This window comes from Bacteroides fluxus YIT 12057 (genome assembly GCF_000195635.1).
GTDB classification, from domain to species: Bacteria; Bacteroidota; Bacteroidia; order Bacteroidales; family Bacteroidaceae; genus Bacteroides; species Bacteroides fluxus.
This window is the reverse complement of sequence record NZ_GL882611.1, coordinates 19,749-40,352: the sequence shown is the minus strand read 5'-3', so window position 1 is coordinate 40,352 and position 20,604 is coordinate 19,749. Positions and strand designations below refer to the sequence as shown.

15 protein-coding genes and 1 pseudogene are annotated in these 20,604 nt (G+C 42.8%); 9 read left to right on the top strand and 7 right to left on the bottom strand.

Translation table 11 applies throughout. From position 1 onward, the window contains the following. Window positions 1–156: 156 nt before the first annotated feature. Complete coding sequence (locus tag HMPREF9446_RS02410; RefSeq protein WP_009123804.1) at window positions 157–4,110, bottom strand: hybrid sensor histidine kinase/response regulator transcription factor; 3,954 nt, start codon at window positions 4,108–4,110, stop codon at window positions 157–159. A gap of 86 nt (window positions 4,111–4,196) precedes the next feature. Continuing rightward, window positions 4,197–6,014 carry a glycoside hydrolase family 2 protein gene (locus HMPREF9446_RS02405; protein ID WP_039968297.1) on the bottom strand — a complete coding sequence of 606 codons (1,818 nt, stop codon included), beginning with the start codon at window positions 6,012–6,014 and terminating at the stop codon, window positions 4,197–4,199. A gap of 617 nt (window positions 6,015–6,631) precedes the next feature. Between HMPREF9446_RS02405 and mnmG the strand changes: the two genes are divergently transcribed. From mnmG to deoC, 6 genes are all read left to right on the top strand, one after another. Then, on the top strand, window positions 6,632–8,506 hold the full coding sequence (mnmG, locus tag HMPREF9446_RS02395; RefSeq protein ID WP_039968331.1) for a tRNA uridine-5-carboxymethylaminomethyl(34) synthesis enzyme MnmG: 1,875 nt from the start codon (window positions 6,632–6,634) through the stop codon (window positions 8,504–8,506). A gap of 56 nt (window positions 8,507–8,562) precedes the next feature. Next, a complete protein-coding gene (locus tag HMPREF9446_RS02390) occupies window positions 8,563–9,087 on the top strand; it encodes an adenine phosphoribosyltransferase (RefSeq protein WP_009123798.1) in 525 nt (174 codons plus the stop codon). A 139-nt stretch (window positions 9,088–9,226) separates the two neighbouring features. Next, window positions 9,227–11,068, top strand: coding sequence for an excinuclease ABC subunit UvrC (gene uvrC, locus HMPREF9446_RS02385; protein ID WP_009123797.1), 1,842 nt, complete (start codon window positions 9,227–9,229; stop codon window positions 11,066–11,068). A 69-nt stretch (window positions 11,069–11,137) separates the two neighbouring features. Continuing rightward, entirely contained in the window at window positions 11,138–11,590 is a 453-nt protein-coding gene (dtd, locus tag HMPREF9446_RS02380; RefSeq protein WP_009123796.1) for a D-aminoacyl-tRNA deacylase, read from the top strand. Further along, window positions 11,590–11,928, top strand: a complete 339-nt coding sequence (locus HMPREF9446_RS02375) for a nucleotide pyrophosphohydrolase (protein WP_009123795.1) — start codon at window positions 11,590–11,592, stop codon at window positions 11,926–11,928. Before dtd ends, HMPREF9446_RS02375 begins: the two co-directional genes overlap by 1 nt. Next, complete coding sequence (gene deoC / locus HMPREF9446_RS02370; RefSeq protein WP_009123794.1) at window positions 11,915–12,817, top strand: deoxyribose-phosphate aldolase; 903 nt, start codon at window positions 11,915–11,917, stop codon at window positions 12,815–12,817. The genes HMPREF9446_RS02375 and deoC overlap by 14 nt, the downstream gene beginning before the upstream one ends. Before the next feature lie 202 nt (window positions 12,818–13,019). Here deoC and HMPREF9446_RS02365 read toward each other — a convergent pair whose 3' ends face one another. Then, window positions 13,020–13,994 carry a polyprenyl synthetase family protein gene (locus HMPREF9446_RS02365; RefSeq protein WP_009123792.1) on the bottom strand — a complete coding sequence of 325 codons (975 nt, stop codon included), beginning with the start codon at window positions 13,992–13,994 and terminating at the stop codon, window positions 13,020–13,022. Window positions 13,995–14,080: 86 nt separating this feature from the next. Here HMPREF9446_RS02365 and polA point away from each other — a divergent pair, with 86 nt between their 5' ends. The 3 genes from polA to HMPREF9446_RS02350 all read left to right on the top strand — a co-directional run bounded on the left by polA (window position 14,081) and on the right by HMPREF9446_RS02350 (window position 18,677). Next, window positions 14,081–16,942, top strand: a complete 2,862-nt coding sequence (polA, locus tag HMPREF9446_RS02360; protein WP_009123791.1) for a DNA polymerase I — start codon at window positions 14,081–14,083, stop codon at window positions 16,940–16,942. A 278-nt stretch (window positions 16,943–17,220) separates the two neighbouring features. Further along, window positions 17,221–17,613 (top strand): DUF3836 domain-containing protein, encoded by a 393-nt coding sequence (locus HMPREF9446_RS02355; RefSeq protein WP_039968295.1) that lies wholly within the window; start codon window positions 17,221–17,223, stop codon window positions 17,611–17,613. Window positions 17,614–18,050: 437 nt separating this feature from the next. After that, entirely contained in the window at window positions 18,051–18,677 is a 627-nt protein-coding gene (locus HMPREF9446_RS02350; protein WP_039968294.1) for an HD domain-containing protein, read from the top strand. 641 nt (window positions 18,678–19,318) lie between these two features. Here the strand turns inward: HMPREF9446_RS02350 and HMPREF9446_RS02340 are convergent. The 4 genes and pseudogenes from HMPREF9446_RS02340 to HMPREF9446_RS02330 all read right to left on the bottom strand — a co-directional run. Continuing rightward, window positions 19,319–19,675, bottom strand: a pseudogene (locus tag HMPREF9446_RS02340) (carbohydrate kinase); the annotation flags it as partial. Between the two features lie 37 nt (window positions 19,676–19,712). After that, window positions 19,713–20,141: a PPC domain-containing DNA-binding protein gene (locus HMPREF9446_RS02335; protein WP_148345693.1), complete on the bottom strand. Its 429-nt coding sequence runs from the start codon at window positions 20,139–20,141 to the stop codon at window positions 19,713–19,715. A 113-nt stretch (window positions 20,142–20,254) separates the two neighbouring features. Next, complete coding sequence (locus tag HMPREF9446_RS18590; protein ID WP_009123784.1) at window positions 20,255–20,401, bottom strand: hypothetical protein; 147 nt, start codon at window positions 20,399–20,401, stop codon at window positions 20,255–20,257. Beyond that, window positions 20,401–20,592 carry a hypothetical protein gene (locus HMPREF9446_RS02330; protein WP_245532237.1) on the bottom strand — a complete coding sequence of 64 codons (192 nt, stop codon included), beginning with the start codon at window positions 20,590–20,592 and terminating at the stop codon, window positions 20,401–20,403. The genes HMPREF9446_RS18590 and HMPREF9446_RS02330 overlap by 1 nt, the downstream gene beginning before the upstream one ends. Window positions 20,593–20,604: the final 12 nt, after the last annotated feature.

The window sequence follows — 20,604 nt, the reverse complement described above, 5'->3', positions numbered from 1 at the left end:
TCGAGACATTACCAAATGGATTTTTTCACTTCAAAAATAATCCATAAATACAACTATAAATGCAACAAAACAATCATTTCATAAAACAATTGGAGCGGATATATACATCAAGGCATTATTGATACAAAAATTCTAATAGCTGATTATATAGTTTCATTATTTCACGAAATCTTTGGGCAGAATACCGAATTGTTTCTGGAAGCACTTAGTAAAATAGGAAGGAGTATTGAAGCCGGTCATGTAACAAACCTCATTGATTTTACACTCCCCTTCTTTCAAAAGCTGCGCCGCTTTCTTCAGTCGTTCCAAGCGGATGTAGTCATTCGGAGTCATATCCAATATACCCTTTATTTTCCGGTTCAGACTCGAACGACTCATGTTCAGTAGACTTGCTACGTCGTCCAAACAAAAATCCGGATTCTGCATACTGGCAACCACCACTTCCTTCAATGTTTTAAGGAAAGATTCATCCGCCTTTGTCATAGCCATACTGCCCGTCTGTACAAAAGGAGAATTGACGAATGAAGCCCGTAATTTCTCACGGTTATTCAACAAATTGGCCACACAAACTTTCAGATATTCCACGGAAAAGGGTTTCTCTATATATGCGTCAGCCCCCTGTTTCATTCCCTCTATCTTGGCTTGAAGAGTCGTTTTGGCCGTAAGCAGAATAATCGGTATATGACTATAGTCAAGCTCAGACTTCAGATGCTCGCATAACTCCAATCCATCCATCTCAGGCATCATAATATCTGAAATGACAAGATTTACAGTATACTCCTTCAATATTTTCAAAGCTTCCGCCCCATTCACGGCAGCCAGCACACGATATTCTGAGGAGAGCTGTTTCACGACAAATGCCTGCATTTCCAAACTGTCTTCCACCACCAAAAGAGTATACCGGTGCTGTTCCAAAACGATACCTACACCACTCTCCTCAAAAAGTTCCCCACCCGTTACAGGTTCTTTATGCTCTATGGCCACTGTCTGTTTGTGCTTCAGCGGAAGTGACAGTAAGAAACAATTGTTCTCCATCGAATCTTCCATACACAACGCACCCTCATGAAGTTCGGCCAATGAACGGGCAAGTGCAAGCCCGATACCAGTGCCAGGCACAGAACGTAGCGTACCGGTTTTATACTGGATGAACGGCTTGAAAATTTCCTCACGCATCTCCACTGGAATGACGAGACCGTCATTGCATATGGAAAGCAGTAGTCTCTCACTTTCTGAATATAACCTAATGCGTATATAGGTCTCCGAATATTTTATCGCATTAGTCAGCAAATTGCTGATAATCTTGATAAGTCCTTCCCTATCAACCGAAGCATATAAACTTTCGGGAACCTCTATACTCAATGCCAAGCCTCTTTCACGTGCCAGAGGCTTGAAACGCTTATATGTTTTCTGTAAGAGTTCAGACACATTACATTCCACAAAGTTCAATTGGAAGCCTTGCGTCTCTGTCTTCCGAAAGTCTAACAACTGGTTTACCAAATCGAGTAGCCGATTAGTGTTCAACTCCATAGTCTCCAAATCATCCCTAATGTCATCCGACACAGACTGAGAAGCCAATACATTCTCAAGCGGGCTCTTTATCAGTGTAAGCGGTGTACGTATCTCATGGGCCACATTCGTGAAAAAGTCTATCTTTGCGGTATACAGTTCCCGTTCCTTTTCCCGTTCAAACTGATCCATAGCCTGTTGGTGCTTCTGCTGGGTCCGTTTTCTGAAATAGATGATTACAGCAGCCAGTGAACATAACGCCAATATCGTATAAACAGTATACGCCCAAGCGGAAAGATAGAAAGGGGGATGAATATGGATATCGAGCACACGTTCTATCTCATTCCACTTGCCGTCACTGTTGGAACCTTTTATACGCAACGTATAGCTTCCATAAGGAAGGTTTGAATAGTTGATAATGGAATTCCGTCCTACCGTATACCAATCATGGTCAAATCCTTCCAATTTACATTCAAGACTGTTCATTTCTGGTGCCTGGTAACTTAGGGCCGCAACTTGGAAAGAGAAAGAATTCTGGTCAGCATCCAATTCTATTTCATCCGCATAGGTGATGCTCTTCTCCAAAGGAGAATCCGGACTGTCCGCCGAAAGTCGTTTGTTGAACAGATAGAAGTCCGTAATCACTACGGGAGGGAGGAACGTATTTTCCACAAAGGTTTCCGGGTCAAAGGATATGAATCCGTTGATGCTTCCTAAATAGATGCGCCCTTTCTTGTCGATGTAGCCGGACTGGAAATTAAACTGATTACTCAGCAGCCCGTTTGCCGTAGTATAGACATGCTTGCTCTCCGTATCGGGATTGAAGCAGACCAGACCATAATTAGAAGTAATCCACAAGTTTCCCCGCTTGTCCTCAACCATCTTGTAGATGGTATTGCTCGGAAACCCTCTCGACATGTCATAACGGGTAAAATTGTCCGTTTCCGGATTGTAGCGGCAGAAGCCCTCACCCAGCGTCATGAACCATAAACGCTTCTTGCTGTCCTCGTAGATACTGATTACCTTATTATAGGAAAGAGAGGCTGAATCGTTCTCATTGGACAGATAGTTCCTCCACTGCCGACTTCTGACATTGTAGCAAAACACGCCATTGGAGAAAGTAGCAAACCATAAATTCCCGTTGAAATCCTCCAGTATGTCGTATGTAAACATATTCTTCAACTGAGGAATCCGAGTAAAATCATCGGTAGAGCGATTATACTTCAACAAACCGGAAGTAGTACCTATCCACACGTCTCCCGTAGTTGTCCTGCAAATGGTAAAGGCGTCATTTGCGACCATAGAATTCTCACTCTCACCCTTGGCATAATGTTTCACCTGCTTAGTAAGAAGATTCACCCGGTTCAAACCACCGGAGAACGTACCCACCCACAAATCATCCCCATCCAGACAAAGACCATGAACATTCTGATAAATGGCTGGATGCTCAAAGGGCTCTATCTTTCCGTTTTCCGGATTATAATTGAACAGGCCTTTATCTTCGGTACCTATCCACAAGGTGCCGTCATTACTTTCACAAATTTCCCGTACACGACGGCCGAAATGCCTGAGATTGTCTCTTGGATAGAACTTCTCGAAGTAAGTCCACTGATAAGGACAATAGTTCACCCCCCCGAAATAAGAGCCTATCCACATGCCGTTCTCCTTGTCGCAGCAGAGCGAATAAATGGCATTGTCCGACAAGGCATACGAATCATCCTGGTCGGGAACGGTCAAATGAGTAATTTTGTCATTCGTCAGATTGTAGATATACAAACCGGACTCCGCGCCCACCCACAGCTCATCATCAGACCTGAACTGCAAAGTTCTCACATAGGTGTTCAGCAGCTTCCGTGTCTTGCCTGTAGTCTGGTTTATCTCGGTCAACCCGTTCAGCGAAGCAATATACACGCAGTTATGGGGGCCGCTGACTTGCCAATTGACAATATCATTCTTGAAAATTTCATTTCCTTCCGCATCCTTGAAAGGCTGCAAAGGAGTTTCAAAGGTATCTTTCGTATAGTAAAGATTATCCGCATACAAGGCCAGCCAGCATGTGTTCCCATTCAGCCAAAAACGGGTAACACTAGGAAGCCCCGAATCATGCAGATGATTCAGTAGTTTCCCTTCATCTAATTTATAACAGAATACTCCCTGGTTTTCTACCGATATCCAAATATTATCATTTTCATCACTTCCAATCATGGTAACAAAATCTCTGATGATACTTCCATTATCACTTGCCTTATTGAAAGCAATAAAGGAATCCGAGATAGGGTTGTAGATAAAGACCCCTCCATCAGTGCCAATCCAGATATTGCCTCGACGATCTTCATAGAGCGCAGTTATGAAATTCTTGCCTAAGCTGGAGTTCTCCTTCTTGTACACGCGGAAAGACAATCCGTCGTAACGGTTCAGACCGTCCTTGGTGCCAAACCACATAAATCCCTTCCTATCCTGCAAAATCTGATATACGGTATTCTGCGAGAGTCCATTCCGAATATCCATCGTTCTGAAATAATAATGAACAGCATCCTGCGCATAGGTCGGTAACACCGTCCAGATACACAAACTGAAGAAAAGCTTTATTATCAATCGTTTCATAACAATATTGTGTTTCAAATCCAACGACAATGATGAGTGACCGGCAATTTACACCAATCACCCATCACTATAAAATTATTATCCAATTATTTTTTCAATGCATGGCAAATACGCGTATTTATCTCCTTCATGCGCTTTTCATCCAACTTTATAACCTTACGGTCGTAAGTTATCAAACCATTAACTTCCACTTCCACATCCGTAGTCTGTGTATAGACAGCTGCCGAAAACCCCTTGGAGATAAGCTGATATAGCATATCGGCATACTTCAAGTATTCATCCGTAACCTCCTTGGAAGAGTTGAACTGAACATATCCCCAATTGCGGTTTGGTTCCCAAATATGGTCTTTCAAGACAAGTCCGATACCACCATACTCACCCAATACCGTAGCACGCTGTGCATCATATAGATACATTTCCGGTTGGGGATAGTTATGAAGATCAAGCATGTCACCGCAAGTATAATGGTTACCGCCACTTGCCGGATTCACCAAACGGGTTGGGTCATATCGTTTCGTCCATTCGGCTATCTCTATCGTTTTGAACTGTCCCCAAGCTTCATTGAACGGTACCCATGTACCAATACACGGATAAGAGTAAAGACAATCCATTATTTCCTTCCATTCCTTGCGATAAATTGCTTCGGATTCAGTAGAGCGTTTCAATTCTGTTCCATCAAAATACCGACGATTCTGCCATTGCGGATTACGGTCACCGCTTGGCATATCTTGCCATACGATGACACCCAAACGGTCACAATGTGTGTACCAACGTGCCGGTTCCACTTTGATATGCTTGCGAATCATATTGAAGCCGAAATCCTTTGTTTTCTGTACATCGTACAGTAAGGCCTCGTCTGTAGGAGCTGTATATAGTCCATCAGGCCACCATCCCTGGTCGAGCGGTCCGAACTGAAATAAAGCCTCGTTATTCAGTTCCAAACGTACGATGCCATCCGCATCACGACGGGTGGAGTACTTACGCATGGCAGCATAGCTGTCTACTTTATCCACTACTTTACCTCCGCTTTTCAGTATCACTTTCAATGTATAAAGGAAAGGGGAATCAGGGGTCCACAACTTGACATTCCGAGGCATGGACACTTCCACCGACTCCGTACTGATACTTTTGCCAGTAGCCACTAACAGATTACCATCATACACATTCACTTCCACTAAATCAGAAGAACATTCCATATTCAGTTCAGCTTTTACTGTTAACAGGTTACGGTCAATATCGGGAGTAATACGAAGGCTCTCAATATGTTTTCCGGAAACTGGTTCCATCCATACCGTCTGCCAGATACCGCTTACAGGAGTATACCAAATACCTTCTGGATTGCCGACCTGTTTTCCACGAGGTTGAGGTCCTTTATCCGTTGGATCCCAAACCTTTACAACCAACTGATTACTACCTTTAGCAGAAAGGGCAGCAGTAATGTCGAAGGAGAACGGAGTAAATCCACCCGTATGGCTGCCTACTTTCACATCATTCACCCACACATCCGTTTTCCAATCGACAGCACCAAAGTGCAGCAGCACTCGGTTGCCCTTCCAAACTGAAGGAACCTCAAAACTGCGTTGGTAAACCAGTTCTTGATTTTCATTAATTCTTTTTCCAACTCCAGACAAGGAGGATTCAATGGCAAAAGGAACAAGTATCTGTCCTTCAAATTCTGCCGGAAGATACTCACCTTTATTTATAACGGCATAATTCCACAATCCGTTCAGGTTCTTCCAATCACTCCGTTCCATGATGGGACGAGGGTATTCTGGCAACACATTTGCAGGATTGAGTTGGGAGGCCCAACTGGTTTTAATTTTATTACCAACCGGTTTCCACTGTGCCAAACTTTCAATTACAAATAATGTAAACAAGAACGATAAAATAATTACTTTCCTCATTGCATTGATAAATTTTACTGATTTCAATGAATGCAAATATAAGCTAGTTAGAAAAGATAAAATAGAAGAATAAAATCAATTAATAGAACTCTTACAAGTTTTTCCGAAAAAAGAGGCATACCATTCTTATTTCATAACGAGTTCAAGAAAGATATTAATCGAAGAAATACACTCCCTTGGTTAAGAATAAGAAACTATTATATTTTGAGTTCAAACTCTATATATTCAAGTCATGTCTCATACCAAACATCATATCAAAACAGAAATTTGACTTATTACTTCTAAAGAATAAAGCTTTCCAAACAAACTTTTTATCAGAAAATAGAGCATTAGATTTTCTTTTTATCCTTATTTCAGCACTTATTTAATCTAAAACACAACCAATATATTATAATCAAAACAATATGTTTTGCACAAATTCAATTTGCTTCCATTTTTTCTGTTCATCCACACAGCAATACGGAAAAAAGAGATTCTGCGCCAATTAACCCCACAATATATCGAAGAAATAGAGAGCACCAACGCTTTTTCGTAAGAATTCATAAGGAAAAGAAAGAAAGCGAGGCAGCAAAACAACTTTTTAGTAACTTTGCATGGTTTTAAAATACACTGAACGAATGGAGTTTAAGTATGACGTTATTGTAATCGGTGCCGGACATGCAGGATGTGAAGCTGCCGCTGCCGCTGCAAACCTCGGCTCAAAAACCTGTCTTATCACGATGGATATGAACAAGATCGGACAGATGAGTTGTAACCCTGCAGTAGGAGGCATCGCCAAAGGACAAATAGTACGCGAGATAGATGCTTTGGGCGGATATATGGGATTGGTAACAGATCAGACTGCTATTCAATTCCGCATATTGAACCGTTCCAAAGGTCCTGCCATGTGGAGCCCGCGTGCACAATGTGACCGCAACAAGTTTATCTGGGCGTGGCGGGAAATATTGGAAAATACCCCTAACCTGAGCATCTGGCAAGATACCGTCCGGGAAATCCTTGTTGAAAACGGAGAAGTCATAGGGCTGGTCACCTTATGGGGGGTGACTTTCTATTCCAAATGTATCGTACTCACCGCAGGAACTTTCCTCAACGGACTGATGCACGTAGGGCGTACCATGCTTCCGGGAGGACGTATGGCTGAACCCGCATCTTATCAGTTGACCGAATCCATCGCAGCGCATGGCATTACTTACGGGCGTATGAAAACGGGGACCCCCGTACGCATTGACGGACGTAGCGTACACTATGAGTATATGGATATTCAAGACGGGGAAAACGACTTCCACAAGTTTTCTTTCATGGATACCGGCGTACGGCATCTGAAGCAGTTACCCTGCTGGACCTGCTTCACCAATGAGGAAGCACATCGGATTTTACGGGAGGGACTACCGGATTCTCCCCTTTTCAACGGACAAATCCAAAGCATCGGACCACGCTATTGCCCAAGTATAGAAACCAAGATTGTGACTTTTCCCGACAAGCCGCAACACCAGCTGTTTCTGGAACCGGAAGGTGAGACAACCCAGGAACTCTACCTGAACGGTTTCTCTTCCTCCTTGCCGTTGGATATCCAGATTGCCGCATTGAAGAAGATACCGGCATTCAAGGATCTGGTGATTTACCGCCCCGGCTACGCCATTGAATATGACTATTTCGACCCTACCCAACTGAAACATACGTTGGAAACGAAGAAAATTAAAAACTTATTCTTTGCCGGACAAATAAACGGAACCACCGGATATGAAGAAGCTGCCGGACAAGGCATCATTGCAGGTATCAATGCACACATTAACTGCCACGGTGGAGAACCGTTTACCTTAGCCCGCGACGAGGCATATATCGGTGTCTTAATCGATGATTTGGTTACCAAAGGTGTGGATGAGCCCTACCGCATGTTTACGTCACGTGCGGAATATCGTATTCTGCTCCGCATGGATGATGCAGATATGCGCCTTACGGAAAAGGCATGGAAGTTAGGACTTGTAAAAAAAGAGCGTTATGAGTTATTGACTCAAAAACGGGAAGCCGTGAACCGTATCATTGATTTCGCAAGAAATTATTCGATGAAACCGACACTAATCAACCCCGTATTGGAACAACTTGGTACTACTCCACTTCGTCAAGGATGCAAGTTGATTGATTTGATAAACCGTCCTCAAGTTACCATTGAGAACATAGCCGAACACGTTAAGGCTTTCAAGCAGGAATTGGATAAGATTTCCGATAGAAAAGAAGAGATCATTGAAGCCGCCGAAATTCTGATTAAATACGAAGGATACATCGGACGTGAGAGAATCATTGCCGACAAGTTGGCAAGACTGGAAAGCATCAAGATTAAAGGAAAGTTTGATTATGAATCCATCCAGTCCCTCTCTACTGAAGCCAGACAAAAACTGGTGAAGATAGATCCTGAAACGATAGCCCAGGCAAGCCGGATTCCGGGAGTATCTCCAAGCGACATCAACGTGCTATTGGTACTTTGCGGCCGATAAGGGGCAAAGTTCCACGTGAAACAAACAATTCAATAAACGTATTAAACAAACTGATTATGAGCAAAGAAACACTCATCAAGAGTATCCGCGAAATTCCAGACTTCCCCATACCGGGAATTCTATTCTACGATGTAACTACTTTATTCAAAAACCCTGCCGCACTGCAAGAACTTTCAGACACTTTATATGAAATGTATAAAGACAAAGGAATTACCAAAGTAGTGGGCATAGAGTCCAGAGGCTTCATCATGGGACCTATACTTGCCACCAGGCTGGGAGCAGGTTTCATCCCTATCCGCAAACCGGGCAAGCTACCTGCAGAAACCATTGAGGAGAGTTACGACAAAGAATACGGAAAAGATACCGTGCAAATGCACAAAGATGCCATCAACGAAGAGGATGTTGTTTTACTGCACGACGACCTGCTGGCTACAGGAGGTACAATGGAAGCCGCCTGTAAGCTGGTAAAGCAGATGAATCCCCAAAAGGTATATGTAAACTTCATCATAGAATTGAAAGAACTGCACGGGAAAGACGTATTCGGTAAAGATATAGATGTAGAATCAGTGTTATCACTATAGTGACAAGTGACGGGCTACAAGTACCTTTTACGGACATCATGGCCGATTTGCAACCTATTGCCCATGCGCATAGCGCAAGCAGCCTGCAAGCGGTAGCTTATAGCTCGTCACTTCTCGTGTAAATACGAGAAATACTAGTATGGAAGAGCTTAGAACCAACGATTATCTGAAGGGAATTGTATCCAATCTGCCTGAAAGCCCCGGTATTTACCAGTATCTGAATACCGAGGGAACCATTATATATGTAGGCAAGGCAAAGAATCTGAAACGAAGGGTATCTTCCTATTTCAACCGGGAACATGAACCGGGTAAAACGCGGGTATTGGTAAGCAAGATTGCCGATATCCGGTACATTGTGGTCAATACCGAAGAAGATGCCTTGCTGCTTGAAAACAACCTTATCAAGAAATACAAGCCCCGCTACAATGTATTATTGAAAGACGACAAGACCTATCCTTCCATTTGCGTCCAGAATGAATATTTTCCACGCGTATTCAAAACCCGGAAAATCATCCGTAACGGTTCTTCCTATTATGGTCCATACAGTCATATACCTTCCATGTATGCCCTGTTGGATCTCATTAAACACCTGTACCCTCTACGTACATGCAACTTGAACCTGTCACCCGAAAACATCCGTGCAGGAAAGTTCAATGTATGCCTGGAATATCACATCAAAAACTGTGCGGGTCCCTGCATCGGCAAGCAAAGCCAGGAGGATTACCTGAAAAACATCGCTGAAATCAAGGAAATACTCAAAGGAAATACCCAGGAGGTAGAACGGATGCTTTTCCAGCAAATGCAAGAACTTGCTGCGGAAATGAAATTTGAAGAAGCACAGAAAATCAAGGAAAAATACCTGCTTATCGAAAATTACCGTTCCAAGTCAGAGGTGGTAAGCAACGTGCTGCATAACATCGATGTATTCTCCATCGAAGAAGACAACGACGAAAGATCTGCTTTCATCAACTACCTCCACATCACCAACGGAGCCATCAACCAAGCTTTTACCTTCGAGTACAAGAAACGGTTGAATGAAAGCAAGGAAGAATTGCTTTCATTGGGCATTATCGAAATGAGGGAAAGATACAAAAGCCTTTCGCGAGAGATAATCGTCCCTTTCGAGGTAGATATGGAACTGAAAGATGTAGTATTTACCATCCCCCAACGGGGAGACAAAAAAAAGCTGCTGGAACTTTCCATTCTGAACGTAAAACAATACAAAGCAGACCGCTTGAAACAATCGGAAAAGCTGAATCCGGAACAAAGAACCGTACGCCTTCTGAAGGAAATACAACAGGAGCTGCATCTTGACCGGCTTCCGATGCAGATAGAATGTTTCGATAACTCCAACATCCAAGGTTCCGATCCTGTGGCAGCCTGTGTAGTCTTTCTAAAAGGTAAACCTTCCAAAAAAGACTACCGAAAATACAATATCAAGACCGTAGAAGGGCCCGACGACTATGCGTCCATGAAAGAAGTCGTAAAACGGCGTTACCAGCGCGCTGTAGAAGAGAAACTCCCCCTGCCCGACCTCCTTATCACCGATGGCGGAAAAGGCCAGATGAGCGCCGTAAAAGAAGTAATGGACGAGTTGAAGCTGGACATCCCTATCGCCGGCCTTGCCAAAGACGGAAAACACCGTACTTCAGAACTATTATACGGATTCCCGCCGCAGACCATCGGATTGAAGCAAAACACTCCTCTTTTCAGGCTACTGACACATATACAAGACGAAGTACACCGTTTTGCCATCACTTTCCACCGCGATAAGCGCAGCAAACGTCAGATAGCCTCCGCATTGGATGAGATAAAAGGCATCGGCGAGAAGACAAAAGCTGCCCTGCTCAAAGAATTCAAGAGCGTAAAACGCATCAAAGAAGCTTCTTCCGAAGCACTCGGCAAGGTGGTAGGAGAAGCAAAAGCCAAACTAATCCAAGAGTACTTTACGGAAAGCGAAAAACCGAAAGCGGAAAATTGAAAATCGCCGTGTATTTTATTACCGAATTTATTCGTAACTTTGCAAGCAGAATAAGTTAGAATAAACAGCATGAGAGTAGTTGTACAACGTGCCGGACACGCTTCCGTTACCATCAACGGTACCTGCAAATCCGCTATCGGAAAGGGATTCATGATACTGGTAGGTATCGAAGAAGCCGATGGTAAAGAAGATATAGACTGGCTTTGCAAGAAAATCGTTAACTTGCGTGTCTTTGACGACGAAAATGGAGTAATGAACAAATCCATCCTTGACATAAATGGCGAGATACTGGTTATCAGCCAGTTCACATTACATGCCTCAACAAAGAAAGGTAACCGACCGTCTTATATACGGGCCGCCAAGCCGGAGATTTCCATCCCACTGTATGAACAATTCTGCAAAGAATTGAGTTGTGCATTAGGTAGAGAAGTAGGTACCGGCGAATTTGGAGCCGACATGAAGGTAGAATTAGTGAATGATGGCCCGGTAACCATCTGTATAGATACAAAAAACAAGGAATAATGACATTAGAAGAAGCACAGAAGCAGGTAGATTCCTGGATAAAGGAGTATGGAGTACGCTATTTCAGCGAACTCACCAATATGGCCGTCCTGACCGAAGAAGTGGGAGAACTCGCACGTGTCATGTCACGCAAATACGGTGACCAATCCTTCAAGGAAGGAGAGAAAGACAATCTTGACGATGAAATTGCAGATGTCCTATGGGTACTTCTCTGTATTGCCAACCAGACCGGAGTCAATGTGACCGAGGCCTTTACACGCAATTTGGAGAAGAAAACCAAACGAGACCAGACAAGACATATCAACAACCCTAAATTAACAGACCATGGAGAAAAATGAACCTACCCAGAGTAAGTATGATGCTGCCTTAGCAAAATACAACACCCGGCTGGATGATGCGGAAATCGCTGCGCAAGTAGCCAAAATCATCGCAGAGAAGGTGCCTGCAAACAATACACTTGACGTAAAGAAATTTTTATTCAATTGCATTGACCTCACTACGCTGAACAGCACGGACAATGACGAAAGCGTCATGAAGTTTACTCAAAAAGTGAATCAATTCGACGAAGAGTTTCCCGACTTGAAGAACGTGGCAGCAATCTGCGTATATCCCAACTTTGCAGAAGTTGTAAAGGACACGCTAGAGGTAGAAGGTGTAAAGATAGCTTGTGTATCAGCCGGTTTTCCTTCCTCACAAACCTTTATTGAAGTAAAAGTAGCAGAAACCGCCATGGCAATCATGGAAGGCGCAGACGAAATTGACATTGTCATTTCAGTGGGCAAATTCCTGGCAGGAGACTATGAAACCTTGTGTGAAGAAATACAGGAACTCAAAGAGGTATGCAAGGAACACCACATGAAAGTAATCCTTGAAACAGGAGCTTTAAAAACAGCCTCCAATATCAAGAAAGCCTCTATCCTATCTATGTACTCCGGTGCAGATTTCATCAAGACCTCCACTGGCAAGCAACAGCCTGCCGCCACTCCGGAAGCTGCTTACGTAATGTGCCAGGCCATCAAGGAATACCATGCCCAGACAGGCAATAAAGTAGGGTTCAAACCCGCCGGCGGCATCAATTGCGTAAATGACGCATTAGTTTATTATACCATAGTCAAGGAAGTGCTTGGCGAAGAATGGCTGAATAACAAACTATTCCGTTTAGGAACAAGCCGGCTTGCCAACCTGCTGCTTTCAGAGATTAAAGGGGAAGAAATGAAGTTCTTCTAAAACCTCACCCCCGCCCCTCTCTCCGAAGACGAGGGGAGAAATGAAAGCAGGGATAGGGAAATATGAATAAAGCCGGTATTTTACAAGATCCTTCAATTGTAAAATACCGGCTTTTATATAACAAAACTTCAGTGCTTATTCAGTTCTATGGTATCTTTGCTTCCTCCTCCCTTCGCCTTCGAAGAGGGGTCGGGGTGAGGCTTTACTTCTCCCTCTCTACCACATAATCCAGATAAACCGCAAGAGCGGTTTTAACATCAGAATCAGGTATGGATGCTAGCAAGGAAAGGGCTTTTTCTCTAAAAGCAAACATTGTTTCATTGGCATACTCAATACCACCATTCAGTTTGGTAAACTCGATCAAATGGGCTATTTCATCAGACGAAGCCTCTCCATTCTTGATTTTAAGAGCTATTTTCTCCGCAGCCTTATCAGCGGTTGAATTCAGTGCATAAAGCACCGGAAGCGTCAACTTGCCTTCCATCATGTCGTTACCGGTAGGCTTACCTATCTCCTTGCTTTCAAAATAATCGAAGATATCATCCTTAATCTGAAAACAAAGACCGATATATTCACCGAACAAACGGGCAAATTCCACCTTTTCATCGTCGGCTCCCACCGAAAGGGCACCGGCTTTTGTACAAGCGGCAAAGAGCACAGCCGTTTTCTTACGGATCACATCAAAATACACATCTTCGGAAAACTGGAGGTTACTCACATTGGAAAGCTGCAGAAGCTCACCTTCCGCCAAATCCTGTCCCAGACAAGAAACAATATCAATAATCGCATGATTACGGGTCAGGCCGACTTGCACCAATGAAGTTGCCAAAAGATAATCACCCGACAATACCGCCACCTTATTATTAAAGATAGCATTTACAGAAAGCTGTCCCCGGCGTTCGGTACTTTCATCCACCACATCATCATGTACAAGGCTGGCATTGTGCAGCAGTTCCAATGCAACCGCAGCGTGGAGAGTTGCCGGGCAAACTTCACCGTAAAGTTTTGCCGCCAGAAGTACCAACATAGGGCGCATCATCTTCCCATTCTTTTGCCGGATGTGCGCAATGACACTATTCAGCAAAAGGTTAGAACTGGAAAGGGAACTATCAAATAGTTTTTTGAAGTCCTCCAATTCCACAGAAATCGGAGCTTTTATAAGTGATGAGTTGTCCATGCATCGCTATTTGCCTACAAAAATAGTAATAAAACGGTTAATACGGTATTTTTTTGTACTTTTACCATGAAAAAAAGGATAAATCTATGAATTCAACCGATAAACTCTTTCTGCTCGATGCATACGCACTGATATATCGAGCCTATTACGCGTTCATCAAGAACCCGCGAATCAATTCCAAAGGCTTCAATACCTCCGCCATTCTGGGCTTCGTCAATACACTTGAAGAGGTGCTGAAGAAGGAAAACCCTTCACATATCGGAGTAGCCTTTGATCCTTCGGGCCCTACCTTCCGTCACGAAGCCTACGAACAGTATAAAGCACAACGGGAAGAGACACCGGAAGCCATCCGTTTGTCCGTACCTGTCATAAAGGATATCATCCGCGCTTACCGCATCCCCATCCTGGAAGTTTCCGGCTATGAGGCCGATGATGTGATCGGCACCCTTGCCACCGAAGCGGGCAAACAGGGCATCACTACCTATATGATGACTCCTGACAAAGATTACGGCCAACTGGTATCGGACAATGTATTCATGTACCGCCCCAAACATACCGGAGGTTTTGAAGTCATGGGTATAGAAGAAGTGAAAGCGAAATTCAATATCCAATCTACCGCACAAGTCATTGACATGTTAGGACTGATGGGTGACTCTTCCGACAATATTCCCGGATGTCCCGGTGTGGGAGAGAAAACCGCACAAAAGTTAATTGCCGAATTCGACAGCATAGAAAATCTGTTGGAACATACAGACCGACTGAAAGGTGCACTGAAAACAAAAGTGGAGACCAACCGTGAAATGATCATTTTCTCCAAGTTTCTTGCAACCATCAAAATTGATGTACCCATCACGCTCGACATGAATGCATTGGTTCGTGAAGAACCGGACGAGGAAAAACTTCGCAAGATTTTCGAGGAATTGGAATTCCGGACTCTTATAGACCGTGTACTCAAAAAAAACAGCACTCCCCTCTCCTCTTCCACTTCTTCCTCCAGCCCTTCTACACCCGACCTTTTTGCCGGAACCTTGTTTGCACAGCAAAAGAGTGAAACTACTGAAAACAAGGGACCTGTTCAAGGCGATTTGTTTGCGAATTTTGCGGGCGACGGTGCGGACAGCTCTAAAAATTCAAATCTGACGCGCTTAGAAATGCTCGATGTGGATTACCAACTCATTGATACAGAAGGAAAAAGAAGGAAATTAATTCAAAAGTTACTTACAACTGAAATTTTATCAATAGATACCGAAACTACCGGAACCGAACCTATGGAAGCAGAATTGGTAGGAATGAGTTTCAGTGACGCTGAAAACAAAGGCTACTATGTACCCGTTCCTCCCAATCGTGAAGAAGCCTTAAAAATTATAAACGAGCTTCGTCCTCTATACGAAAACGAGAAATCGTTGAAAGTAGGACAAAATATCAAGTACGATATGATTGTTCTCCAAAATTATGGAGTGCAAGTCCGGGGAGCCCTCTTCGACACAATGCTTGCCCATTACGTGCTTCAACCGGAACTCCGCCACAACATGGACTACCTTGCAGAAATCTATCTGCACTATCAAACCATCCATATTGACGAACTCATCGGAGCCAAAGGCAAGAATCAGAAAAACATGCGTGACCTCCCGGCGGAAGATGTCTATCGCTACGCTTGCGAAGATGCGGATATCACCTTAAAGCTGAAAAACGTCCTTGAAAAAGAATTAAAGGAACAGGGAGCCGAACACCTGTTCTATGAAATAGAGATGCCTCTCGTTCCCGTACTGGTCAACATAGAAACCAACGGCATGCGTCTTGATACGGAAGCTCTCAAACAGTCATCAGAACATTTTACTGTCCGTCTGCAAGAGATTGAAAAGAATATCTATGAACTTGCGGGAGAGACATTCAACATAGGTTCGCCCAAACAAGTGGGGGAAGTACTTTTCGACAAATTGAAAATCGTAGAGAAAGCCAAAAAGACCAAAACGGGACAGTACGTCACTTCCGAGGAAGTACTTGAGAGTCTTCGAGGCAAACATGCGGTGATTGGAAAGATACTTGAATACCGTGGATTGAAAAAACTGTTGAGCACCTACATCGATGCCCTGCCACAGCTAATCAACTCGCGCACAGGACGCATCCATACCTCCTTCAACCAAGCAGTGACCTCTACAGGCCGGTTAAGCAGCAGTAACCCCAACCTGCAAAACATCCCTATCCGCGATGAGGACGGCAAGGAAATACGCAAAGCCTTCATACCAGATGACGGCTGTGAGTTCTTCTCTGCCGACTATTCGCAAATCGAGCTCCGCATCATGGCACACCTCAGCGAAGACAAAAACATGATTGACGCTTTCCTCAGCGGACATGATATCCATGCCGCCACCGCAGCCAAAATATATAAAATAGATATAGAGGAGGTAACTTCCGATATGCGGCGTAAAGCCAAAACAGCCAACTTCGGTATCATATATGGTATCTCGGTATTCGGACTGGCCGAACGTCTGAACGTATCCCGCCAGGAAGCCAAAGAACTGATTGACGGATATTTTGAAACCTATCCGCAAGTCAAGGAATATATGGACAAGAGTATCCAAGTGGCACGTGAGAACGGATATGTAGAAACCATCTTCCACCGCAAACGCTTCCTGCCCGATATCAACTCGCGTAATGCCGTTGTCCGCGGCTATGCTGAGCGAAATGCTATCAACGCTCCTATCCAGGGAAGCGCCGCCGATATCATTAAAGTAGCCATGGCACACATCTATCAACGCATTACAAGTAACAAATTGAAAGCAAAGATGATTTTACAAGTCCATGACGAATTAAATTTCAGCGTTCCAGCCTCTGAAAAAGAACTTGTACAACAAATTGTAATTGAAGAAATGGAGCATGCATATCGCATGCACGTACCCCTGAAAGCCGATTGCGGATGGGGAAATAACTGGTTGGAGGCACATTAATCCTATCAATAACGTTATTTAACTTACAATCAGAAAGCAACAGAAGTAAAACTTTAAAATACAGTTTGCTCATCAGAATATCCGGCAACCTTTCTGCCGGATATTTTTTTATTCATCTATCTTACCAAAATGAAAGCATATACGACCACTCAATAATAGCATTTTGATATTTTTTAATTGAATATCAGTTTTAATGTCAATTAAATATGTACCTTTGCAGCGCTTTTAAGAGAGCAATGATAGAAAATAGTAAGTAATAACAAAAAAACAATAAAGCCATGAGAACAAAAGTATCTTTAAAAACAATGATTATCTCAGCACTTCTCTTAGTTTGTGGATTAAACGCATCTGCTGACAACAAAAGCAACCTCATTTACAATTCGGAAGAAGTAAATGGCGTAATGGTTGGACAAACCGTTTACAAGGCAGAAGGCAACACACTTGCCAATTATATGAAGTACAATTATAAATACGATGACCAGAACCGTATGACAGAAAGTGAAACTTTGAAGTGGAACGCCAACAAGAACACATGGGTCAATGACTTATGCATCCGTTACACTTATCAAGGCAAAACCCTCACTACTACTTATTATAAGTGGAACAATAAAAAAGGTGAATACGTATTGGTTCCCGAAATGACGGTTATCATGGATAACCCCAATATGTAACCAGCCTGCGCATTTTCTCTTAAAGAATCAATTTACTCCTAACAATAACCAAAAACCTTTTTATAAAATTTCGGGAGCTGGAATACGTGATGTATTCCGGCTCTTTTCATTCCGGTGAATGTTCCAATGGTCAAATCCTGTAGGTTCGGATTCTAAATGCCACTCCCCGATCATAGCCGTACTTGCCCGTAGGCCCGCACATGATGATTGGCGTTAGTTTGCCCATCTCATCCATAATAAAGTATCAGATTTATTATCAATTATAACATCTCTACAGACCCTAATGCTGTGAACTCCGGTACAGCGTTAAAATCACCACTGCTCTGTTTTTCAAGGCTAAAGTTACTCAAATATATTCATTCGGCTAATATTTTTATGAGAGAAATCAAAATCCTGCTATCCAATTAATTATCTTTGCATCTCAAAAGAATGTAAACATGATACCTCAATCCTTGATTTCCTATATCGAAACCGAAATCATTCCCCGCTACAAAAGTTTTGACAAGGCACATAACCTCTCGCATGTACAAGCCGTCATTGAAGAGAGCCTCATCCTTGCCAGCCAACATGCCAACGCAGACAAACGCTTGGTTTACACCATTGCCGCCTATCACGATACAGGACTCTGCCGCGACCGTGCCACCCATCACCTTGTCTCCGGTGAGATATTGATGGCAGACACTACTCTGCGGCAGTGGTTTTCCCCAAAGGAACTTCTCCTTATGAAAGAAGCCGTAGAAGACCACCGGGCCTCTGCCGACCATGAACCGCGCAGTATTTACGGAAAGATTGTCGCTGAAGCAGACCGCATCATTGACCCAGACATTACTTTACGCCGAACGGTACAATATGGATTGAAACAAAATCCCACAGCAAACGAAGAATGGCATTACCAACGCTTCCATAAACATCTCATGGAGAAGTACGCACCCGGGGGCTATCTGAAACTTTGGTTTCCCGACGGAAAGAATGCGGAACGGCTGAAAGAACTGCAAGCCATCATTGCAGACAAAGAATTATTAAAATTGAAGTTCAGCCTAATGTTCAAGGAAGAAAAGCAATAAGCAGCCATAATTGCAATTTACTGATAATCAAATAATAACTATTTCTTACTCTCCTGCATACATACCCAATTCCGTTTCAGACCATTAAAACAGTTTGTTCAAACAAGAGAATACTGTTTTTATTAGCTGTTTATCCAAATTCCATTAAAAGTAGGGCTACTATCTCTAATTTGTATAAGAAAATAGATCTAATAATGTATTTATAAGAATTATTTTCTTCATATATTTTTCTATTTTCATTTGTAGCCTACTTTGATAGAATTAATCATGTTTTTATTGACGGATGACCGATTGAAATAACGTATCTCAACTGGAATTGACTCTTGTTCATCTCCACCCCAATTCACCGTACCTGAAAATAGCACCCGACTTTTCCAGTATAGGGGTCCCTTCTATGAAAATAACTAACTGTTCTTTATTACCAACATCTATCCCGAAATCTTTAGTTTCTCCATTTATGGCAACACATCCTTGAACCGTCATACCGGTTAACAATACTGTAAGAAAAACAATCCAATTCTTCACAACAATTATTTCACTCCGATTTCTATTCTGATTAATACTCATATTAATCTATGATTGCTTTTTTCAATTCAGACGGCAGGGAAGGCATCGGACCATACTGCGTACAGACATAGGCAGATAGTATCACGACTCACAGGATTACGTTGAGCTAACGAACCAAAACAAACAAGGCGAGTTCTTAAAGCAAGTCGTTTCAGCTCGCTATCAAAAGGGATATTATCCCATGCAGCAGATTCCTCTATATCGTATTGTGGAATACCCTGATTATTTAGTGTAATCTTCACGGTTCCTGTAGGATAATTCACTTTCCGAATAAGGCATTTGACTCCTTGTTGTCCCAATATTTCAATTGCCTCATCGCCTAAAATATCCTGCCCGACAGCACTTACGGCATAACCGTCAATACCGAATTGAAAAGTATGATATGCAAAATAGGCTGGAGCTCCGCCTATCTTGCGCCCGTCAGGAAGCATATCCCATTATACAATTAATTTAGCGCATGTCGTGTTTCTATTTATTGAAATCATAACAATTCAATCCTAAGGCAGGATTGTAAGTACGTTCTATACTCTCCTCAAAATCTTCCACTACAAATTCTCCGACACCGTTTAAAACAGCAGATAACAGATGTCCGGCATAAGATGAATAATCAACTGTTCCCACAGTGATATGTACATGCAGATAAGGTTTTCCATTCATGGTAGAAATGTTCCCGGTCAGATTAGATATTTCCATCTGTTCCCGAAAAGTTTTATCCACAAATGTCTTAGTTTCCGGATGAAAGAAACGAAGAGTCACCTCATTGATAGCTCCTAATCCAGTTATGCTTCCGGATTTTATTTTTCTCTCTTCACAAAAAAGATTTAGAGCATTCACTATTTCCTCACTGGTGTTGATACTGATAATATATTTATTACCTATTTGTTTATATGTGTACATTTTACTTGTCTCCTGTATATTAATTTGCAATGCCATTAAATTAAGCAATAAGATTAAAGAATATATAGTGCTTTATGATATACTTATAATCTATTAAAAGAACAACTGAGCTTTTAATTCAGACCGGCATCCAGACACATGTCCACCATACGTGTAGCCTCAGCGACATCAGTGTGTCCCCATCCTTCAAATCCATGTGTACCACCGAATGTGGCGGTTCCCAAAGTCAATGCCGGAACAAAAAGTAAGGTCCGTACCACTAGTGGAAGGAAAGTGTATTTTCTTTACCTTTCCAATCCGACCAGAACATCACGAGCAGTACCACTAAAAAAGTCATTGCCATCATTGGTACAGCAAGTAGGCTGATACCTTGAATACCGGTTTTAGACATACCGATAAGCAGGGCAGACAAAAGCAATATTCCCCAATCGGAAGACGATTGTATCCACATTGAAAAGTCCAT

Excerpts from the sequence above, each read along its gene's own strand:
- HMPREF9446_RS02410 (WP_009123804.1), bottom strand. The coding sequence starts at position 4,110 with ATGAAACGATTGATAATAAAGCTTTTCTTCAGTTTGTGTATCTGGACG.
- HMPREF9446_RS02405 (WP_039968297.1), bottom strand. The coding sequence starts at position 6,014 with ATGAGGAAAGTAATTATTTTATCGTTCTTGTTTACATTATTTGTAATT.
- mnmG (WP_039968331.1), top strand. The coding sequence starts at position 6,632 with ATGGAGTTTAAGTATGACGTTATTGTAATCGGTGCCGGACATGCAGGA.
- HMPREF9446_RS02390 (WP_009123798.1), top strand. The coding sequence starts at position 8,563 with ATGAGCAAAGAAACACTCATCAAGAGTATCCGCGAAATTCCAGACTTC.
- uvrC (WP_009123797.1), top strand. The coding sequence starts at position 9,227 with ATGGAAGAGCTTAGAACCAACGATTATCTGAAGGGAATTGTATCCAAT.
- dtd (WP_009123796.1), top strand. The coding sequence starts at position 11,138 with ATGAGAGTAGTTGTACAACGTGCCGGACACGCTTCCGTTACCATCAAC.
- HMPREF9446_RS02375 (WP_009123795.1), top strand. The coding sequence starts at position 11,590 with ATGACATTAGAAGAAGCACAGAAGCAGGTAGATTCCTGGATAAAGGAG.
- deoC (WP_009123794.1), top strand. The coding sequence starts at position 11,915 with ATGGAGAAAAATGAACCTACCCAGAGTAAGTATGATGCTGCCTTAGCA.
- HMPREF9446_RS02365 (WP_009123792.1), bottom strand. The coding sequence starts at position 13,994 with ATGGACAACTCATCACTTATAAAAGCTCCGATTTCTGTGGAATTGGAG.
- polA (WP_009123791.1), top strand. The coding sequence starts at position 14,081 with ATGAATTCAACCGATAAACTCTTTCTGCTCGATGCATACGCACTGATA.
- HMPREF9446_RS02355 (WP_039968295.1), top strand. The coding sequence starts at position 17,221 with ATGAGAACAAAAGTATCTTTAAAAACAATGATTATCTCAGCACTTCTC.
- HMPREF9446_RS02350 (WP_039968294.1), top strand. The coding sequence starts at position 18,051 with ATGATACCTCAATCCTTGATTTCCTATATCGAAACCGAAATCATTCCC.
- HMPREF9446_RS02335 (WP_148345693.1), bottom strand. The coding sequence starts at position 20,141 with ATGTACACATATAAACAAATAGGTAATAAATATATTATCAGTATCAAC.
- HMPREF9446_RS02330 (WP_245532237.1), bottom strand. The coding sequence starts at position 20,592 with ATGTGGATACAATCGTCTTCCGATTGGGGAATATTGCTTTTGTCTGCC.